The following is a 17,072-nucleotide window of genomic DNA, read 5'->3' on the forward strand; positions in this document are numbered from 1 at the left end:
CCTGCATCACGCCTTTCTTTCCGGCAGCGCCCCATCCATGAAAAAAGCCCTCGTCATCGCCCCCAACTGGATCGGCGACGCCCTGATGGCGCAGCCGCTCTTCTCGCTCATGAAGGCGCGCCATCCGCGCCTGCTGATCGACGCCCTCGCCCCCAAATGGGTGGCGCCGGTGCTGGCGCGCATGCCCGAGATCAACCAGGTGTTCCCGAGCGAGCTGGCGCACGGCAAGCTGCAGCTCTCGGCGCGGCTGATGTTCGCGCAGCAGCTCAAGAACGAAGGCTACGACGCCGCCTACGTGCTGCCCAACTCGCTCAAGTCGGCGCTGATCCCGTGGCTGGCCGGCATTCCGCTGCGCGTCGGCTACCGCGGCGAGGCGCGCTTCGGCATGCTCAACATCCGCCACGCCAACCCGCCGCGCGACCAGCGCCCGCCGATGGTCGAGCACTACGCGCGGCTGGCGCTCAAGCCCGGCGCGCGCCTGCCCGAGAACCTGCCCGAGCCGCGCCTGCGCACCGACCCGGCACGCATGGCCAAGACCGCCGAGCGCTTCGGCATCCCGCCCGGCACGCGCCTGATCGCGTTCTGCCCGGGCGCCGAGTTTGGCCCGGCCAAGCGCTGGCCGGCCGCGCACTTCGCCGAGCTGGCGCAGATGCTCAAGCGCTCGTTCCCCTACGCGCAGATGGTCACGCTGGGCTCGCCCAAGGACGCGGAGATCGCCGCCGAGATCGTCGCCGGCGCGCCGTTCGTGCGCAACCTGTGCGGCCAGACCTCGCTGGACGACGCCGTGGACCTGCTGGCGCTGGCCGAGGGCGCGGTCTGCAACGACTCCGGCCTGATGCACGTCACCGCGGCGCTGAACCGGCCGCAGGTGGCGGTGTTCGGCTCGAGCGACCCGCGCCACACGCCCCCGCTGTCGCAGGCTGCTAGTATCATGTGGCTGCAGCTCGAATGCAGCCCTTGCTTCAAGCGCGAGTGTCCCCTGGGCCACTTGCGATGCCTGAAAGACATCGAGCCGGAAATGGTGTTCGTGGAGCTGCGCAAGCTCCTGCACCGCGCCTGACGCACCAGCCCGACGCACCTGATGCCGGCCCCCAAGTCCGTGTCGATCCGGCCAACGAATCCCTGAGCCCTGTCACCATGCCTCGTTTTGCCCGCCTGTTCGATTCCGCCGAAGACATTGTCGAAGCCTTTCGCGAAGCCATGAAACTGCGCGACGCGGACGGCGCGCTGCGCCTGTGGCTGGACGAGGACTCGGTCACCTGCGTGATGCCGGACGGCCAGCGCCTGATCGGCCACGAGCAGCTGCGCCAGGCATTCGCCCAGTTGCTCGACCTGCAGCCGGTGCTGATCGACGTGATCGAGACCAGCAGCCACGCCTCGCTCGGCGTGGCCATCTTCGACGTGACCGAGGCGCTGCGCTTCGGCGGCGACCGCGTCGAGGCGGACCTGTACGTGCACACCACCTACGTGCTGATGCAGAACCACGAAGGCTGGCGCCTGGCCCATATCCACTGCAGCCCGGCCAACGCCGCGCAGGTCGCCGCCGTCAGCACGGCACCGGGGCAGGCGCTGCACTAGCCGTGCCCGGCAGCATGAACGCATCCGGCGCGAAGGCATTCGGCGGCGGCCGCCGCATGCCCTGGTGGCTGTCCGGCGGCCACGCCCAGACCATCATCCCGGCGCGCTTCACCCGGCGCCCGCGCGCGGCCTTCCGGCGCGAGCGCTGGAGCGCGCCCGACGGCGACTTCATCGACCTCGACTGGACCACCCACGCGGTCACGCCCGGCACGCCGCTGCTGGTGATGTTCCACGGCCTGGAAGGCAATTCCGGCAGCCACTACGCGCAGGCCATGATGCACGCGCTGGCCGCGCGCGGCTGGCAGGGCGTGGTGCCGCATTTCCGCGGCTGCTCGGGCGAGCTCAACCTGGCGCCGCGCTTCTACCACTCCGGCGACGCGCAGGAGATCCGCTGGATCCTGGAGCGGCTGCACCGCGAATACTGCGCGCACGGGCGCGGGCTGCTGGCGGTGGGCATCTCGCTGGGCGGCAATGCGCTGCTGCGCTACCTGGGCGAGGAAGGCGGCGGCGCGCGCTTCGTCGATGCGGCCGCGTCGGTGTCGGCGCCGCTCGACCTGGCCGGCGGCGGCGCGGCGCTGTCGCAGGGCTTCAACATGCTCTACACGCGCATGTTCCTGCAGACGCTCAAGCGCAAGTCGCTCGACAAGCTGCGCCAGTATCCGGGCCTGTTCGACCGCGCCGCCATGCTGGCCAGCCGCGACCTGTACGCCTTCGACAATATCGTGACCGCGCCGCTGCACGGCTTCCGCGACACCGACGACTACTGGGCGCGCGCCTCCAGCAAGCCGGTGCTCGGCGCCATCGCCGTGCCCACGCTGGTGCTCAACGCGCGCAACGATCCCTTCCTGCCGGCGCGCTACCTGCCCGGCCCCGCCGACGTCGGCGCGCAGGTCCGGCTGGAGCAGCCGGCGCACGGCGGTCACGTCGGCTTCATGACGCCGCGCGAAGATCTGCTGCGGGCCTTGCCGGTGCTGCCGTATGCTGGCCATATCGAGTGGCTGCCGGCGCGCATCCTGCAATTCTTCGACAGCGTGGCATAGCCCCGCGGCCGGCGAGGCGGCCCGCCGCGAGGCGCGCCACAGAGGAGACCAAGATCATGGACGAGACAGTCAAGCAAGCGATGGCCCGCTGGCCCAACGTACCCAACTGCTACGGCTGGCTGGCGCTGGACCGGCGCGGGCAATGGCGCATGCGCAACGAGTACGCCCAGCAGCACGGCCTGTCCGGCGACCCGATCCGGCACGAGGCGCTGGTCGCCTTCATCGAGCGCAACTACCAGCGCGACGAGCGCGGCGCCTGGTACTTCCAGAACGGGCCGCAGCGCGTGTTCGTGGCGCTGGCCTACGCCCCGTGGATCGTGCGGCTGCACCAGGGCCGGCTGCACACCACCACCGGCCGCGCGTTCGCGCTGCGCGGCTGCCTTGCCGACGAGCAGGGCAACGTGGTGCTGACCGGAGAGATCGAGGCAAGCGAGGCGGAAGGCGGCGGCGGCATCGCGGCCGCGCTGCTGCACGACCATGACCTCGACGCCTTCAGCAGCGCCTGCACCTGGCATGGCGAGGCCTGCGGCGGCGATCTCGGCGTGTTCCACTTCGATGGCGCCGACGTGCCGATCGAGCCGGTCGCGCAGGACGAAGTGCCGGTGCGCTACGGCTTCGTGCGCCAGCCGGCGCCGCCGGCGGGCGAAGCGGCGGCCTGAGTGACCTCCTGAATGACCGCCTGAACGGCCACCTGAACCGCGGCCGCGGCTAGTTCGGCATGCCCTTGTTGTCCTGCTTTTCCTCGCGGAACTGCCGCTCGAGCTGGTGCAGCCGCGCGTCCACCTCGGACAGCGTGTAGAAATCCCCGTCGCCGGCCTTGCGCGCGATCTGCAACTGCTCGATGGCGGCCTGGTAGGCGCCGTCGATGGCGTATTTCTCGGCCAGCGCCTGGTGCTGCTGCACGCGCCGGCCCTGGCCCGCGTAGGCACGCGCCAGCATGTCCCACCACTCGGCGCGCGAGATGTCCTCGCGCGTGCGCTCGCGCAGGAAGGCCACCGCCTGGTCCAGCCGCCCCGCCCCCAGCAAGGTCGCCGCGTAGCTCACCGCCACCGCGTGCGAGAGCGGGAACGCCCTCATCGACGCCGCGGCCTGGTTGAGCGCATCCTGCGGCCGACCCTGCGCGCGCGCCAGCTCGATCGCCATCACGTCCAGCATGGGACTGCCCGAGGTCGCGCCTGGAATGGTGCCGTAGAGCCGGCGCGCCTCCGCCAGCGACTGCTCGGCGGCGGCGTTGCGGCCCAGGCGCTGGTCGGCGAAGGCCATGCCGTAATACAGCGCCGGCACGCGCGCCGGCGCCGCCGAGGGCAGTTGCGCCTGCAGCGCGGCGCGCACGTTCTGCAGATCGCTCGGCGTGGTTTCCTGGATGATGCGCGAGCGCACGCGCGCGAACTCGTATTCGGGCGTGCTGCCGACGTGGCGCACCGCCACGTGGCTGACGCGGTCCTGCATGTCGGCGATGCGCTCCGAGGTCAGCGGGTGGGTGCGCACATAGGCCGGCACCGAGTTCTCCGAGATGCCCATCACGCGCTGCAGGCGCTTGAAGAAGTCCGGCATGCCCTGCGGGTCGAAGCCCGCCGCGGTCATGATCTGGAAGCCCACGCGGTCGGCCTCGCGCTCGGCCCCGCGCGAGAACGACAACTGGTTGGCGACCGCCGCCGCCTGCCCGCCCATCGCCAGCGCCGAGGCCGCGTCGCCGCTCTTGGTGGCGGCCAGCCCGGCCAGCACCATCGACGCCAGCGAGATCCACATCGACTGGTCCTGCGAGGTGATGCCGCGCGCGATGTGCCGCTGCATCACGTGGCCGATTTCGTGGCCCAGCACCGAGGCCAGCTCCGACTCGGTCTCCGACTGCACCAGCAGGCCGGTATGCACGCCGATATAGCCGCCGGGCAGCGCGAAGGCGTTGATGGTGCGGTCGCGCACCGCGAACAGCTCGAAGCCGGTGGCGAAGGTGCCCGAGCCGGTCGAGCCCGAGATGTTCTGCCGGCGCGCCGCCTGCACCAGGCGGTAGCCGAGCGCGTTCAGGTAGTCGGCCAGCAGCGGGTCGACCACGTAGTCCGGATCGCGCCGGATGTCGCGCATGATGTGCTCGCCCAGGCGCCGCTCCATGTCGGGCGTCAGCGACGCCGTGGAAGGGTCGCCGAGGTCGGGCAGCTGCACGCCGCTGCCCTCCACCACGGTGTTGTTGGTGCGCAGCCCGAACTCGGACTTCTGCCCCGCCTTCACGCTGCGGTTCAGGTTGTCGTAGACCTGGTCGCTGCTGTCGCCGCCATAGACGGCGTCGGCGGCCGTGCGCGCCGGATCGTTGAGCAGCGCGCGCTGCTGCGGCCACGCGGGCAGGGCCACCGTCAGCGCCAGCAGCGCCGCGAGCGAGCGGCGCGCCAGGCTAGCCGAAGCGCGGGAAATGCGGGAAGCGGCGGCGCGGGCATGCCGCGGATGCATCCCAGGCGATGTCGGGCAGGCCTGTCGGGCGGGCGAGGAGAGCGCTCCGCGGAGCGTTGGATTCTTGCGCATCTTGCTATGATAGCGGCCTCCGGAAACCATTCCCATCGGGCGCGCCCAAGGCGGGCCCGACAGGTCCCCGATGCCGCCCAGGCCGCGCGCCAACTGGCGCGGCGGGCCTCCGGCCAGTCCCCGGCATTGCCGCAACTCCCCTTCGATTCCCGCCCACGCCATGAGCCAGCTCACCCACTTCGATTCCGCCGGACAAGCCCATATGGTCGACGTCGGCGCCAAGGCGCACAGCCACCGCGTGGCCCTCGCCACCGGCACCATCACCATGCTGCCGGCCACCTTCGCGCTGGTGCGGAACGGCAACGCCAGGAAGGGCGACGTGCTCGGCATCGCCCGCGTGGCCGCCATCATGGCCACCAAGCGCACCTCCGACTTGATTCCGCTGTGCCATCCGCTGGCGCTCACCAAGGTGGCGGTGGACTTCGCCCTCGACGAGGCGGCCTCCGCCGTGCGCTGCACGGTGCGCGCCGAAACCCGCGGCCAGACCGGCGTGGAAATGGAAGCGCTGACCGGCGTGCAGGTGGCGCTGCTGACCATCTACGACATGTGCAAGGCGGTGGATCGGGGGATGGTGATCGGCAATGTCCACCTGCTGGAGAAGCATGGCGGGAAGTCGGGGGATTGGGTGGCGGCCGGTTGAAGCGCGCCGGAGCACGGTCCGATGCGTGGGATCACTCCCGCGCCGGCCATGTATCGTATCCGTTGCGTGCGCGTCTGGTTTTCTTACCGTGCATGACACGGTCTTACGGCCCGTGCCATTCCGCTGTAACAAGCGTAACGCCGCATTTCGCCAGCCGCGAGGCACGCGCCACATCGGGAAAATTGGTATTCAATGCAGTCAGGGGGCGCTGTTGCGCTACCCGCGGGGCGCGGCCCCGCATCAATCCAAGGTGAGCAAGATGAACGGGCGTAGGGTTGGCCAGATAGTGCTGGTGTTGGCGGCGCTGGGTGCGAGCGGAGCCGCTTTGGCGGCCCGCGGCGGCGGGTGGCACGGCGGCGGCGGATGGCATGGGCATGGGGGAGGATGGCACGGCGGGTGGCATGGCAACGTGGGGGTCGTGATCGGCCCCGGTTTTGGCTATGGCTACGGCTGGGGCTACCCGTATCCGTACTACGCTCCGCCGTATTACTACCCGCCGGTGGTCGCGGTGCCGTCGGCGCCGCCGCAATACATCGAGCAGGGCCAGGACGGCCCGGTCGACATGGGAGGCGGCGCGGGGGGCGCCCCCCCCCCCCCCCCCCCCCCCCCCCCCCCCCCCCCCCCCCCCCCCCCCCCCCCCCGCGCCGGCGCCCGAGCAGGCGTTCTGGTATCACTGCAGCCAGCCGGACGGCTACTACCCGTACATCAAGGCGTGCCCGGGCGGCTGGCAGAAGGTCCCCGCCCAGCCCCCGGCCTGAAGCGATGCCGCCGTGGCATGCGACGACGCGCGGCACCGCCGGTGGCCGCGCGAGACGATTTGTTGACCAGTATCGAGGTACCCAGATGAAAGCGTTCACCCGCCCGGGCCTGTGCAGGCGGCCCGTTCTGCTGGCTTTGCCCCTGGCCGCGCTGGCGCTGGCCGGCTGCGCCGTGATGCCCAGCGGCCCGAGCGTGATGGTGCTGCCGGGCACGGGCAAGAATTTCGACCAGTTCCGGGCCGACGACTATAGCTGCCGCCAGTTCGCCTTCGGGCAGGTCGGCGGCGTCACCGCCAACCAGGCCGCCACCGGCAGCGCGCTCGGTAGCGCGGCCGTCGGCACCGCGCTCGGCGCGGCCGCCGGCGCGGCGTTCAACGGCGGCTCCGGCGCGGCCGTGGGCGCCGGCGTGGGCCTGCTGACGGGCGCCGCCGTCGGCGCGGGCAATGCGCAGGCGTCCGGCTACGGCAGCCAGCGCCGCTACGACGCGGCCTACGTGCAGTGCATGTACGCCAGCGGCCACCGCGTGCCGGTCTATGGCCAGATGATGTCCTCGTCCCCGCGGCCGCCGGCGCCGACCTACTACTATCCGCCTCCGCCGCCGGGCTACGCGCCCCCGCCGCAGTAAGCGGCGCCTGGCCGCCACGCTGGTCCCCGCATCCCGCGCACGCGCCGGCCCCGAGGCCGGCCGCGGCGCGGGATGTGTCTATGCGGGGCCATCCTCCGCATCGTCCTGCGCATCATGGGCCGGCGCCGGGCCGGGCCATGCCTTGCTGCGCGCCTCGACCCAGTCGCAGAATTCCCGCGGCCGCGCGGCCGCGTCCACGCCGGCGCAGGCACGCGCCACCTCGGCGAACTGCCGGGCCTCGTCGCCGGCGTAATAGAAGCGCAGGCGCTCGAGCCACGCACGGCCCTGCACGGGGTCGCCGGTCAGCGCGAGCAGCCACGCGGTGCGCGCGATCAGCGTCGGCGTGGGCAGCAGGTGGACCGCGGCGATATGCGGGCCGAGCAGTTGCGCGGCGTTGGCCGCGGTGATGACCGCATCCTCGGCCGCGTCGGACTCGGCCGCCTGGCGGAACCAGCGCTGCGGCATGGGCAGCGCGGCCCGGTGCCCGGCGTGCGCATACTCGCGCGCCTCGGCGCGGCGGAAGTCCATCCACATGGTCGCGAGCACGGTGGCGGACACACCGGCGAAGACCAGGCCCGCCAGCACCGCCGCCGCGCGCGGCAGCCGCGCATGGCCGAAGCCGGACGGCTCCAGCCAGCCCAGCATGAAGCAGAACGGCAGCAGGAAATACAGGTAGTGCAGCGGGTACTCCAGCATCGAATGCGCGCCCAGCATCGCCAGCCACATCAGCACGAGGACGGTCTGCGCGCGCTCCGGCGCGTCGCCGCGCCACAGGCGCCGGTAGACCACGCGGCCCAGCCACGCCAGCAGCGACAGCAAGGCGCCGGCCGCGCCCACGATGCCGGTCTTGGCCAGCAGGTCCAGCACGGCATTGTGGGCATGCAGCGACATCTCCACCCTGACCCCGACCTGCGCCATCTGCTGGAACTGCGCCCAGCCGAACTCACCCCAGCCCACACCGAGCCACGGATGCGCGCGGAACATCGCCCACGCGTGGGTCCACATCGCGCCCCGCCATGAAAGCTGGTCGGCGCCCTGCAACTGCGCCACCGTGTCGAACAGCCGCCAGCCCATCGCCTGACCCGCGCTCTTGATCGCGGGCTGCAGGACCAGCAGCATCGCCACCATCGCCACCGCGGCGAACACCATCCCGGCCGGGCGGCGCATCGGGTTGGGCCCGCGCTGCCGAACGCCAGCGCCGGCGCCCTGCCCCCGCGCCAGCCACGCCGCCACCAGCGCATAGGCCGCGGCCAGACCCACGTGCAGCACGCCCGTGCGCGAACCCGACAGCACGATGCCGCTCTCCAGCAGCAGCACCGCCGCCAGCCACGCCGGCGCGCGCAGCCAGCCGCGCGCGGCCAGCCACACCGCCGCCGCCAGCGCCAGCCCCTCGACCGTGGCCTGGTGATTGGGCTGGTTCAGGTTGCCCCACAGGCGGCGGTTGTCATCATAGAAATAGGTCGACACCAGCCCGAACGTATCCGGCTCCAGGCCGAAGACCTGCACCCACTGCGCCAGCGTGCCCAGCAGCCCAGCCACCAGCCACGCAGTGGCCAGCGTATCGGCCAGCGCCTGCCGCTCCTGCGCGGACGCCGCCCGGCCCTGCCGCCACGCCGCCCACATCACCGCGGCGGCCAGCGCCAGCGTCAGCTCGGTGATCAGCCGGCTGCCGGGAACATCGGCCATGCCAACGAGGCCCTGCGCAATGCCGGTGGCGATGAGCCAGAGCGGGAAGAGGATGATCCAGGGGAATCGGGCCGGCTCCGCCCGACCGGCGAGGCCGCCGGCCTGCCGGGGCGTCACGGCCCCCAGCACGATCACGGCAAGCGCGAACAACAGCGCGGCCGTCCATTCGCCATAGAAGGTGGCAAGCGGAAGCGTGTGCCGCGAGACCAGCAGGGGCACGACGAGCGCGGCGGCGAGGAAACTGAGGGGAATGGCTGACCGGGAGGGCAGCATGCGGGTGCCTTGTTATGCCGGGTTGGCAAAAGGCGGATGATAGCTTGGGGGACGGGAAAAGAAAAAGCGCCCGGAGGCGCTTTCCATACAAGGAACAGTGAAGATAACTGCGGTAACAAGCCGAGTGACTGTGCGTAATGTCCCCTCCCTATTCAGCACTTTGCTTTATTTTGCTCTTGCTATACGACTCTGCCCAACGGCAAAAGTCAGGTGCCCACACACGGCCTTCTCCTTCGCCGCAGGCTGTGACTATCTTGAGGACTTGGGCCAACTCGTCCTGCTCCCGGTAAAAGCTGAGACGCTCCAGCCAGATCTTACCCTCTGCGGGGTCCCCAGTCAGAGCAAGTAGCCATGCAGTGCGGGAAACCAGAGTTGGTGTAGGCAGTAAATGCACCGCCGCTATATGTGGAGCCAGGAGTCGAGCAGCATTGTCGCGTGTGATACGAACATCCTCGATGGTATTAGCTTCCGCCTGTGCCCGAAACCAGTGACGCGGCATAGGAAGAGCCGCACCTCGTTCACCTCCAATATATTCCCGAGCTTCGACTCGAAGATAATCTTGCCAAGTCGTTGCAAGGATGGTGACAACAGTGCCGGCAAGAACAAAACCTATGAGTATTGAAAACCAGCCCGGCAATCTCCACTTAATGAAACCCGATGGCTCTAGCCAGCCAATCATGAAACAAAACGGCAGAAAAAAATAGAAATAATGCAATGGATATTCAAGCATGGAGTGAACAAAAAACATAGTTAACCAAGCCAGTACCACTGCCGTCCGAGCTTTCTCATGGGAGTTGACGTGGAGAAACCGGATGCGCAATACGCGCCAGAACCACAATAACAAAGTCACTACTATACCGATAGTGCCGACGATACCGGTTTTAGCCAATAAGTCGAGAAGTTCATTGTGAGCATGCAACGACATCGCTGCGCGTACACGCAGCAGCGCGGCTTGTTGAAACTGGGTCCACCCGAATTCACCCCATCCAACCCCTAACCATGGGTGTGAACGGAACATGGACCACGCATGCGCCCACAAAGCCCTTCGCGACCCAACTTGACTAGACTCCTGCAAACGCCCTACTACGTCGAATAAATGCCAATCGAAGATCTGGCCCAGACTTCTGATAGTCGATTGGAGAATCAGCAATAGTAGTAACAGTGCGATAGAACCAAATACCAAACCTGTCGGACGACACATCAGACCATTCCGTGCCGATCCAGTATTCGCATGCCCTGCCCGAATGGAGCCACGGACGAGCCAAGCAGTCACCAGCGTGTAGGTCGAAGCCAACCCCACATGCAGCACTCCCGTACGAGAACCCGATAGCACGATGCCGCTTTCGAGCAAGAGTACCACCACAAACCAAGTTGGACTGCGCAGACGACCTCTATTTGCAAGCCATACCGATGCCACTAGGCCAAGCCCCTCCACGGTAGCCTGGTGATTGGGTTGATAGAGATTGCCCGATAAACGGCGATGGTTTTCATACGATAAAGAAGACACCAATCCAAAGCTATCGGGCTCGAATTGAAATAACTGAATCCATTGGGTTAGCATCCCTAACAGAGCGGCGGCAAGCCATGCAGTTGCAACGGCATCAATAAGTGATTCGCTGTCTTCAGTTGAAGCATCTCTCCGAAAGCACCATGCCATCCACATAACTACCGCTCCTAGAGCTAGACTCAATTGCGTAAGACCTCGACTTTCCGTCACGTCTACTTGGCCGATTGCCCCTTGGAATATACAAACGCCGAATAACCAAAGCGGCAACAATAGAATCTTCGGTATGGCAGCAGTGCCTCGCACCAAGACACTTGAATTGACTGATGGCCTGGTTGTCCACAAGAAAGCGACGACAGTGAGAGAGAAGAGAAAAGCAGAGACCCATTCTCCGTAGAATGTTGTCAGCGGGAGAGTATGCCGTGAAACTAACAGCGGCACTACGATTGCGACAGAAAGCAATCTAATTCGTACCTCATGTCCTCTTGGCAACATACGATATCGACTGAGCAGTCAACAAATATATAGAATCAAAAAAAGCGCCCGAAGGCGCTTTTTAAATTTTTGAGTTCCCGGAGATCTTAAGCGCCGCTAGCAGCAGTGGGATTATTCTTGATAATTGCGTCATAGGCGGCCTTGTTGCCAGCCTGAGTAATGGAAGTCGTATTTGTCCAAATGAGATTGGCATTACCCTGCGGAACAGTGGGCGTCATAGTAATGGTCTGCCCATCCAGGCCAGTACCAACACCAGTGGCGAGGGTAAGGACGACCTCACCATTGGTCACGAGAACTCCCGCTACTTCCTTGGTGCCCGTGAAATTAGGAATACCTGCCGCATTCGTGTCACAGCTATCGAGCACCCCACCTGCTTCTTGAGCACATACACCGACTGCGGTCTTGATAGCATCCACGGAAGAAATGGCAGCTGCGACCTTCGCCTTTACCGTGTAGTCCTGATACTGCGGAATCGCAATCGCCGCCAGGATGCCGATGATCGCAACCACGATCATCAGTTCGATCAGCGTAAAGCCCTTCTGGGCACGGCGGCCCAGTTTCTTCAGTTGAACCCGTTGTTGCATGATTGACCCCTCGAAGGAATTTTGGATACAAATAGAAACATCTTGTTTCATGTGATGCTGCACAATCTTTAGCAGTTTGCGTGCCAGCCCGGCGCCCCTTGAACTCTCGTTGGCAGGTGACAATTTTCGCCACTTCAGAGCACTCCTAGCTTTGACAGCGCGCAAATTTTGTCACTTGCGATGACGCAGACAGTCAGTAAACCGAGGGTTCCGCTTAATTCAGTACGAAATCACACTGAATTCACAACCAGATTCCTGTCTCGGAAAACGCAACGGGCGGCCCCAGGGCCGCCCGTCCCGCGGTGCGACAAGAGCACCGCCCCGTCTGACCGCGATCCCGCCCCTGCGAGCGGGACCGGCATCAGGCCGTCACGCCGGCTGTGCCGCGCGCTTCTGCATCAGCTTGCCGATCACCACCACCAGCGCGGCGCCGACGATGCCGAACACCAGGTGCGCGTGCGGCACGTGCATTTCGAACCAGGCGGAGTCGACCGGGTCGCTCACCAGCATTTCGCCGGCGAGGTAGCCCAGCAGCGCGGCGCCCAGCACGATGATGATGGGGAAGCGGTCCATGACCTTGAGCAGGATGGTGCTGCCGAACACGATCAGCGGGATGGACAGGCCCAGGCCCAGCACCAGCAGCATCAGCTGGCTGCCTTCCGGCCCCTTCTGGGCGGCGGCGGCCACGGCGACCACGTTGTCGAGCGACATCACGAGGTCGGCGATCAGGATGGTGCGGATCGCGGCCCAGATATTTTCCTTGGCGGCGTGGCCTTCTTCCTCGTCGTCGCCGGTCAGCAGTTGCACGCCGATGTAGACCAGCAGCGCGGCGCCGACGATCTTGAGGTACGGCAGGCTCAGCAGCTTGACCGCGGCCACGGTCAGGATCACGCGCATGACGATGGCGGCGGCGCTGCCCCAGAAGATCGCCTTCTTCTGCTGCGCGGGCGGCAGGTTGCGCGAGGCGAGCGCGATCACCACGGCGTTGTCGCCGGAGAGCACGATGTTGGTCAGGATGATGGATCCCAGCGCGATCCAGAATGCGGTGGAGGACAACAATTCCACGGTAAAGCTCCTCGAGTTTCTTGAATTATGGTTCGAACGCCGCATGGCGACGGGCGATGCGCAACCGACGATGTTCAGCCAACGACAAAATTCGGATGTCTGATTTTTCAGACATGAGATTTACCGTATCAAGCTTTCGATTCGGTTTCAATCGCCTTCCCGCCCGCCTCGGGAGATACCCTAGGTTCCTGGCGTCCCAGAATGACGCGCCCCCGCACGAAGGCGGGGGCATCGGTGGCTGGCGGCGCGGCTGCCCTGGGGCAACCGCGCGCCGGCCCGGTAATTCTCCCGCCCTCGCGGGCGGGATTCACCAGACAGCGGCGATTACAGGATCGACTTGAGCAGGCGGCCCATTTCCGACGGATTCTTGGTGACCTTGATGCCGCAGGCTTCCATGATTTCCAGCTTGGCCTGCGCCGTGTCGGCACCGCCCGAGATCAGCGCGCCGGCGTGGCCCATGCGCTTGCCCGGAGGCGCGGTCACGCCAGCGATGAAGCCGACCACCGGCTTCTTCATGTTGTCCTTGATCCATTGCGCGGCGTTGGCTTCGTCCGGACCGCCGATTTCGCCGATCATGACCACGGCGTCCGTTTCGGGATCGTCGTTGAACATCTTCATGATGTCGATGTGCTTCAGGCCATTGATGGGGTCGCCACCGATGCCCACTGCCGACGACTGGCCCAGGCCCAGCGCGGTCAGCTGGCCCACGGCTTCATAGGTCAGCGTGCCCGAGCGCGACACCACGCCGATGCGGCCCTTGCGGTGGATGTGGCCCGGCATGATGCCGATCTTGATTTCGTCCGGCGTGATCAGGCCAGGGCAGTTCGGTCCGAGCAGCAAGGTCTTCTTGTTGCCCTTACGCATCTTGTCCTTGAGCTCCATCATGTCGCGCACGGGGATGCCTTCGGTGATGCAGACCACCAGGTCCAGGTCGGCGTCGACGGCTTCCCAGATCGCGGCGGCGGCGCCCGCGGGCGGCACGTAGATCACGGAAACGGTGGCGCCGGTGGAGTCCTTGGCGTCCTTCACGCTGGCGTAGATGGGAATGCCTTCGAAGTCTTCGCCGGCCTTCTTCGGGTTCACGCCCGCCACGAAGGCGTTCTTGCCGTTGGCGTAGTCGCGGCAGCCACGGGTGTGGAACTGGCCGGTCTTGCCGGTGATGCCCTGGGTGATGACCTTGGTGTCTTTGTTGATCAGAATCGACATGCTGTAATCCTTTGCTTGGCTCGTAGCAGCGCGGGGCCAGGCCCGGCGCACCGCTCGCGTTCGCGTTTTGTTGGCGTTCGTGCGTCTTGGCTTACTTGCCCGCGGCCGCGGCCACCACCTTCTGGGCGGCCTCTTCCATGGTGTCGGCAGCGATGATGGGCAGGCCCGAGTCGGCCAGCATCTTCTTGCCGATCTCTTCGTTGGTGCCCTTCATGCGCACGACCAGCGGCACGGACAGCGACACGGCCTTGGAAGCAGCGATCACGCCTTCGGCGATCACGTCGCAGCGCATGATGCCGCCGAAGATGTTGACCAGGATGGCCTTCAGGTTCGGGTTCTTCAGCATCAGCTTGAAGGCTTCGGTCACCTTCTCGGTGGTGGCGCCGCCGCCCACGTCGAGGAAGTTGGCCGGCTCGCCGCCGAACAGCTTGATGGTGTCCATCGTGGCCATCGCCAGGCCGGCGCCGTTCACCAGGCAGCCGATGTTGCCGTCCAGCGAGATGTAGGCCAGGTCGAACTTGGAGGCTTCGATTTCGTTGGCGTCTTCTTCGTCCAGGTCGCGGTAGGCGACGATTTCCGGGTGGCGGAACAGGGCGTTGGAGTCGAAGTTGAACTTGGCGTCGAGCGCGATCACCTTGCCGTCGCCGGTCAGGATCAGCGGGTTGATTTCGGCCAGCGATGCGTCGGTTTCCCAGAACGCCTTGTACAGGCCTTGCAGGGCCTGGCGGGCTTGCGCCACGCTCGCGTCGGGCACGCCGATCTTGCGCGCGATGTCGTCGGCATCGGCGTCGGCCAGGCCGGTGGCCGGGTCGATGATCAGGGTGTGGATCTTTTCCGGGGTGTGGGCAGCGACTTCCTCGATGTCCATGCCGCCTTCGCTGGAGGCCATCAGGGCCACCTTCTGCGATACGCGGTCCACCACCAGCGAAACGTACAGTTCCTTCTTGATGTCAGCGCCTTCTTCGATCAGCAGGCGGTTGACCTTCTTGCCTTCCGGGCCGGTCTGGTGCGTGACCAGGGTCATGCCGAGGATGTTGGTGGCGTAGGTCTTGACCTCGTCGATGCTCTTGGCCACCTTCACGCCGCCGCCCTTGCCGCGACCGCCCGCGTGGATCTGCGCCTTGACGACCCAGACCGGGCCGCCCAGTTGCTCAGCAGCCTTCAGGGCCTCTTCGACCGAGAACGCGGGGATGCCGCGCGGAACCGGCACATTGTATTTGCGCAGGATTTCCTTGCCTTGGTACTCATGGATATTCATGCGTGTTTCCTTTCGGGTAGGCGTAAAAGTGTGGAGATGGAATCTCGGCGTTTTGCAGGCCGTGCGGCTTAGCCGGAGGTGCCGGTGAGCCTGCGGGAGTCGGCGCCGCCGTCGGCGGCGGCGAGCGCCTCCGCTGGCTGCGCCGCCGGGATCGGGGACCCTTCGGCCCTGATCCTCGGCTTCGGCTGGTGACCATACCAGCGCGGGTAAAACTGGCGCACCACCTCACCTTCGAAATGCAGGGCATGGCAGCCGTGCAACTGGTAAGGTGGTTCGGGATTGGTGTCTTCGGTGCCGGCGTCGCGGATGTTGAAGACGTCGCCGGCGAAAGCCTGGATCGCGGTGGTCGGCAGCACGCCGGCCAGCTCGGTCAGGTGGGTGCAGCCGGCCACGCCCGACAGGCGCTCGCGCACCGCCTTGCGGAAACCCTTCATCAGGTTCAGGCCGATCAGCTTACGGTAGGCCGGGCCGATGGTGTCGCACTGGCCGGGATACGGCACCCAGTCGGAGCACGCCTCGGCGTCCACCACGTTCATGCGCAGGTCGATGGTGACGCGCAGCCACAGGTCGTGCAGCGGCTGGCCGACCGGGCGCACGCCGCCGCCGGCCAGCGGAATGTCGCGCGGCTTGGTGTCGGTCAGGCGCGCCTCGATGTCCCACAGGCCATCGTCCCTAAGATAGGCCTCGGCCGTGATGGCACGGCGATGGCGCAGGGAACGGTTGACGGGCGGGGAAAGCGGCATAACACCAGGCTGGAGCGGGGGAACAGGCGGCTAATGGATATGACCAGGAACGGCTTAACAGACACGACTCAGAACGACTCAGGACGGCTGGGCCGGGAAACCGCAGGATTTTAACATGCCGCACAAGTTTGACCGGGAACAAACTGTGCGGAGTGCCGTTGCCGGCGATTGTCGTCCGGCGGATGGCCTGCTGCGGTGCGGGAATGCGCGGCGCAAGGCGCTCGGGCGGCGCGCGGGCGACGGGCGGAACGGATGCCGGACGCGGTGAATACGCCTACTGCCAAAGCAGGTATGCGCCCCGTGCCGGTGCATGGCAGCGTCGCGGCGGCACCCTCCGTGCTGCGGTCGCACAACGCCGCGCGCGGCGTCAGTCGCTACCGTCCAGCCACTCGTCGGCGCCCTTGATGATCTGGCTCACCACGGCGCGGGAGAAGCCGCGGGCCACCAGGAAGCGGATCTGCTTTGCCCGTTCCTCGGGCGTGGCCGGCGGCGCGCCGAAGCGCTTCTGCCAGACCGCGCGGCCGCGTTCCAGTTCGGAATCGCGCAGGCGCTCCTGCAGATCCGCCAACTGGTCGCCGCCAAGCTGGTGGGTGCGCGCTTCCTGCATGACGCGGGCCGCGCCGTAGCGGCTGGCGCGGCGGTGCACCAGGCTGTCGACGAAGCGCGCGTTGGACAGCCAGTTCTCGCGCTCGAGCGCATCCAGCAATTGCTCGAGCGCCTCGGGCGATTCCGCATGGGGAGCCAGCTTGCGGGCCAGTTCCGCCCGGCTGTGCTCGCGGCGCGACAGGTAGCCGACCGCGCGGGCCTTCAGCGAAAGGGGAGGACGTGTGGCCATGAAAGAAAGCGGCGCGATGGGACGCGGCGCGAATGCAACGGTGGAATATGGCTGCCTGGTGCGGTGCCGAACCGGCGACGGCAAGCAAGCGATGACTGACAAGCAACAACCGGCAAACAACGGCGGGCAAACAACAGCCGGCAACCGCCAGCAATCGCGGCCACCGACGAGTTGCGGCCGCGGAATGCACACCGGGGGGGGGGGGGGGGGGGGGGGGGGGGGGGGGGGGGGGGGGGGGGGGGGGGGGGGGGGGGGGGGGGGGGGGGGG

Annotated in this window: 15 protein-coding genes; 6 read left to right on the top strand and 9 right to left on the bottom strand. The window is 66.8% G+C overall.

All coding sequences use genetic code 11. The annotated features are described in order from the left end of the window. The first annotated feature begins 37 nt into the window (after positions 1–37). The 4 genes from waaF (at position 38) to AC3WXD_RS16490 (ending at position 3,277) form a co-directional block, all read left to right on the top strand. Positions 38–1,060, top strand: a complete 1,023-nt coding sequence (gene waaF / locus AC3WXD_RS16475) for a lipopolysaccharide heptosyltransferase II (protein ID WP_492324183.1) — start codon at positions 38–40, stop codon at positions 1,058–1,060. 77 nt (positions 1,061–1,137) lie between these two features. Then, complete coding sequence (locus AC3WXD_RS16480; protein WP_020204414.1) at positions 1,138–1,578, top strand: YybH family protein; 441 nt, start codon at positions 1,138–1,140, stop codon at positions 1,576–1,578. A gap of 14 nt (positions 1,579–1,592) precedes the next feature. Beyond that, positions 1,593–2,618, top strand: coding sequence for a YheT family hydrolase (locus AC3WXD_RS16485; protein ID WP_492324184.1), 1,026 nt, complete (start codon positions 1,593–1,595; stop codon positions 2,616–2,618). A gap of 56 nt (positions 2,619–2,674) precedes the next feature. Then, a complete protein-coding gene (locus AC3WXD_RS16490) occupies positions 2,675–3,277 on the top strand; it encodes a DUF2946 family protein (protein ID WP_020204412.1) in 603 nt (200 codons plus the stop codon). A gap of 49 nt (positions 3,278–3,326) precedes the next feature. Here the strand turns inward: AC3WXD_RS16490 and AC3WXD_RS16495 are convergent, their stop codons facing one another. Further along, complete coding sequence (locus AC3WXD_RS16495) at positions 3,327–5,060, bottom strand: M48 family metallopeptidase (RefSeq protein WP_454730978.1); 1,734 nt, start codon at positions 5,058–5,060, stop codon at positions 3,327–3,329. 232 nt (positions 5,061–5,292) lie between these two features. Here AC3WXD_RS16495 and moaC point away from each other — a divergent pair, with 232 nt between their 5' ends. Both moaC and AC3WXD_RS16505 read left to right on the top strand, forming a co-directional pair. Then, complete coding sequence (moaC, locus tag AC3WXD_RS16500; RefSeq protein ID WP_492324185.1) at positions 5,293–5,772, top strand: cyclic pyranopterin monophosphate synthase MoaC; 480 nt, start codon at positions 5,293–5,295, stop codon at positions 5,770–5,772. Positions 5,773–6,615: 843 nt separating this feature from the next. After that, a complete protein-coding gene (locus tag AC3WXD_RS16505) occupies positions 6,616–7,155 on the top strand; it encodes a glycine zipper family protein (protein ID WP_052165950.1) in 540 nt (179 codons plus the stop codon). 78 nt (positions 7,156–7,233) lie between these two features. Here AC3WXD_RS16505 and AC3WXD_RS16510 read toward each other — a convergent pair whose 3' ends face one another. The 8 genes from AC3WXD_RS16510 to recX form a co-directional block, all read right to left on the bottom strand. Then, on the bottom strand, positions 7,234–9,114 hold the full coding sequence (locus tag AC3WXD_RS16510; RefSeq protein ID WP_492324186.1) for a PglL family O-oligosaccharyltransferase: 1,881 nt from the start codon (positions 9,112–9,114) through the stop codon (positions 7,234–7,236). Positions 9,115–9,262: 148 nt separating this feature from the next. Beyond that, a complete protein-coding gene (locus AC3WXD_RS16515) occupies positions 9,263–10,777 on the bottom strand; it encodes a PglL family O-oligosaccharyltransferase (RefSeq protein ID WP_492324187.1) in 1,515 nt (504 codons plus the stop codon). A gap of 422 nt (positions 10,778–11,199) precedes the next feature. Next, positions 11,200–11,697, bottom strand: coding sequence for a pilin (locus AC3WXD_RS16520; RefSeq protein WP_492324193.1), 498 nt, complete (start codon positions 11,695–11,697; stop codon positions 11,200–11,202). Between the two features lie 369 nt (positions 11,698–12,066). Beyond that, a complete protein-coding gene (locus AC3WXD_RS16525; RefSeq protein WP_020423857.1) occupies positions 12,067–12,762 on the bottom strand; it encodes a TerC family protein in 696 nt (231 codons plus the stop codon). A gap of 324 nt (positions 12,763–13,086) precedes the next feature. Then, on the bottom strand, positions 13,087–13,968 hold the full coding sequence (gene sucD, locus AC3WXD_RS16530) for a succinate--CoA ligase subunit alpha (RefSeq protein ID WP_020204405.1): 882 nt from the start codon (positions 13,966–13,968) through the stop codon (positions 13,087–13,089). A gap of 91 nt (positions 13,969–14,059) precedes the next feature. Further along, positions 14,060–15,226: an ADP-forming succinate--CoA ligase subunit beta gene (gene sucC, locus AC3WXD_RS16535; protein WP_059410582.1), complete on the bottom strand. Its 1,167-nt coding sequence runs from the start codon at positions 15,224–15,226 to the stop codon at positions 14,060–14,062. Between the two features lie 68 nt (positions 15,227–15,294). Further along, the gene (locus AC3WXD_RS16540) at positions 15,295–15,969 is read right to left on the bottom strand and encodes a DUF2889 domain-containing protein (RefSeq protein ID WP_059410581.1); all 675 of its coding nucleotides are present in this window, start codon (positions 15,967–15,969) and stop codon (positions 15,295–15,297) included. 367 nt (positions 15,970–16,336) lie between these two features. Beyond that, positions 16,337–16,804, bottom strand: coding sequence for a recombination regulator RecX (recX, locus tag AC3WXD_RS16545; RefSeq protein WP_059410580.1), 468 nt, complete (start codon positions 16,802–16,804; stop codon positions 16,337–16,339). Positions 16,805–17,072 lie beyond the last annotated feature (268 nt).

The organism is Cupriavidus sp. FW216-B1, from assembly GCF_058789195.1.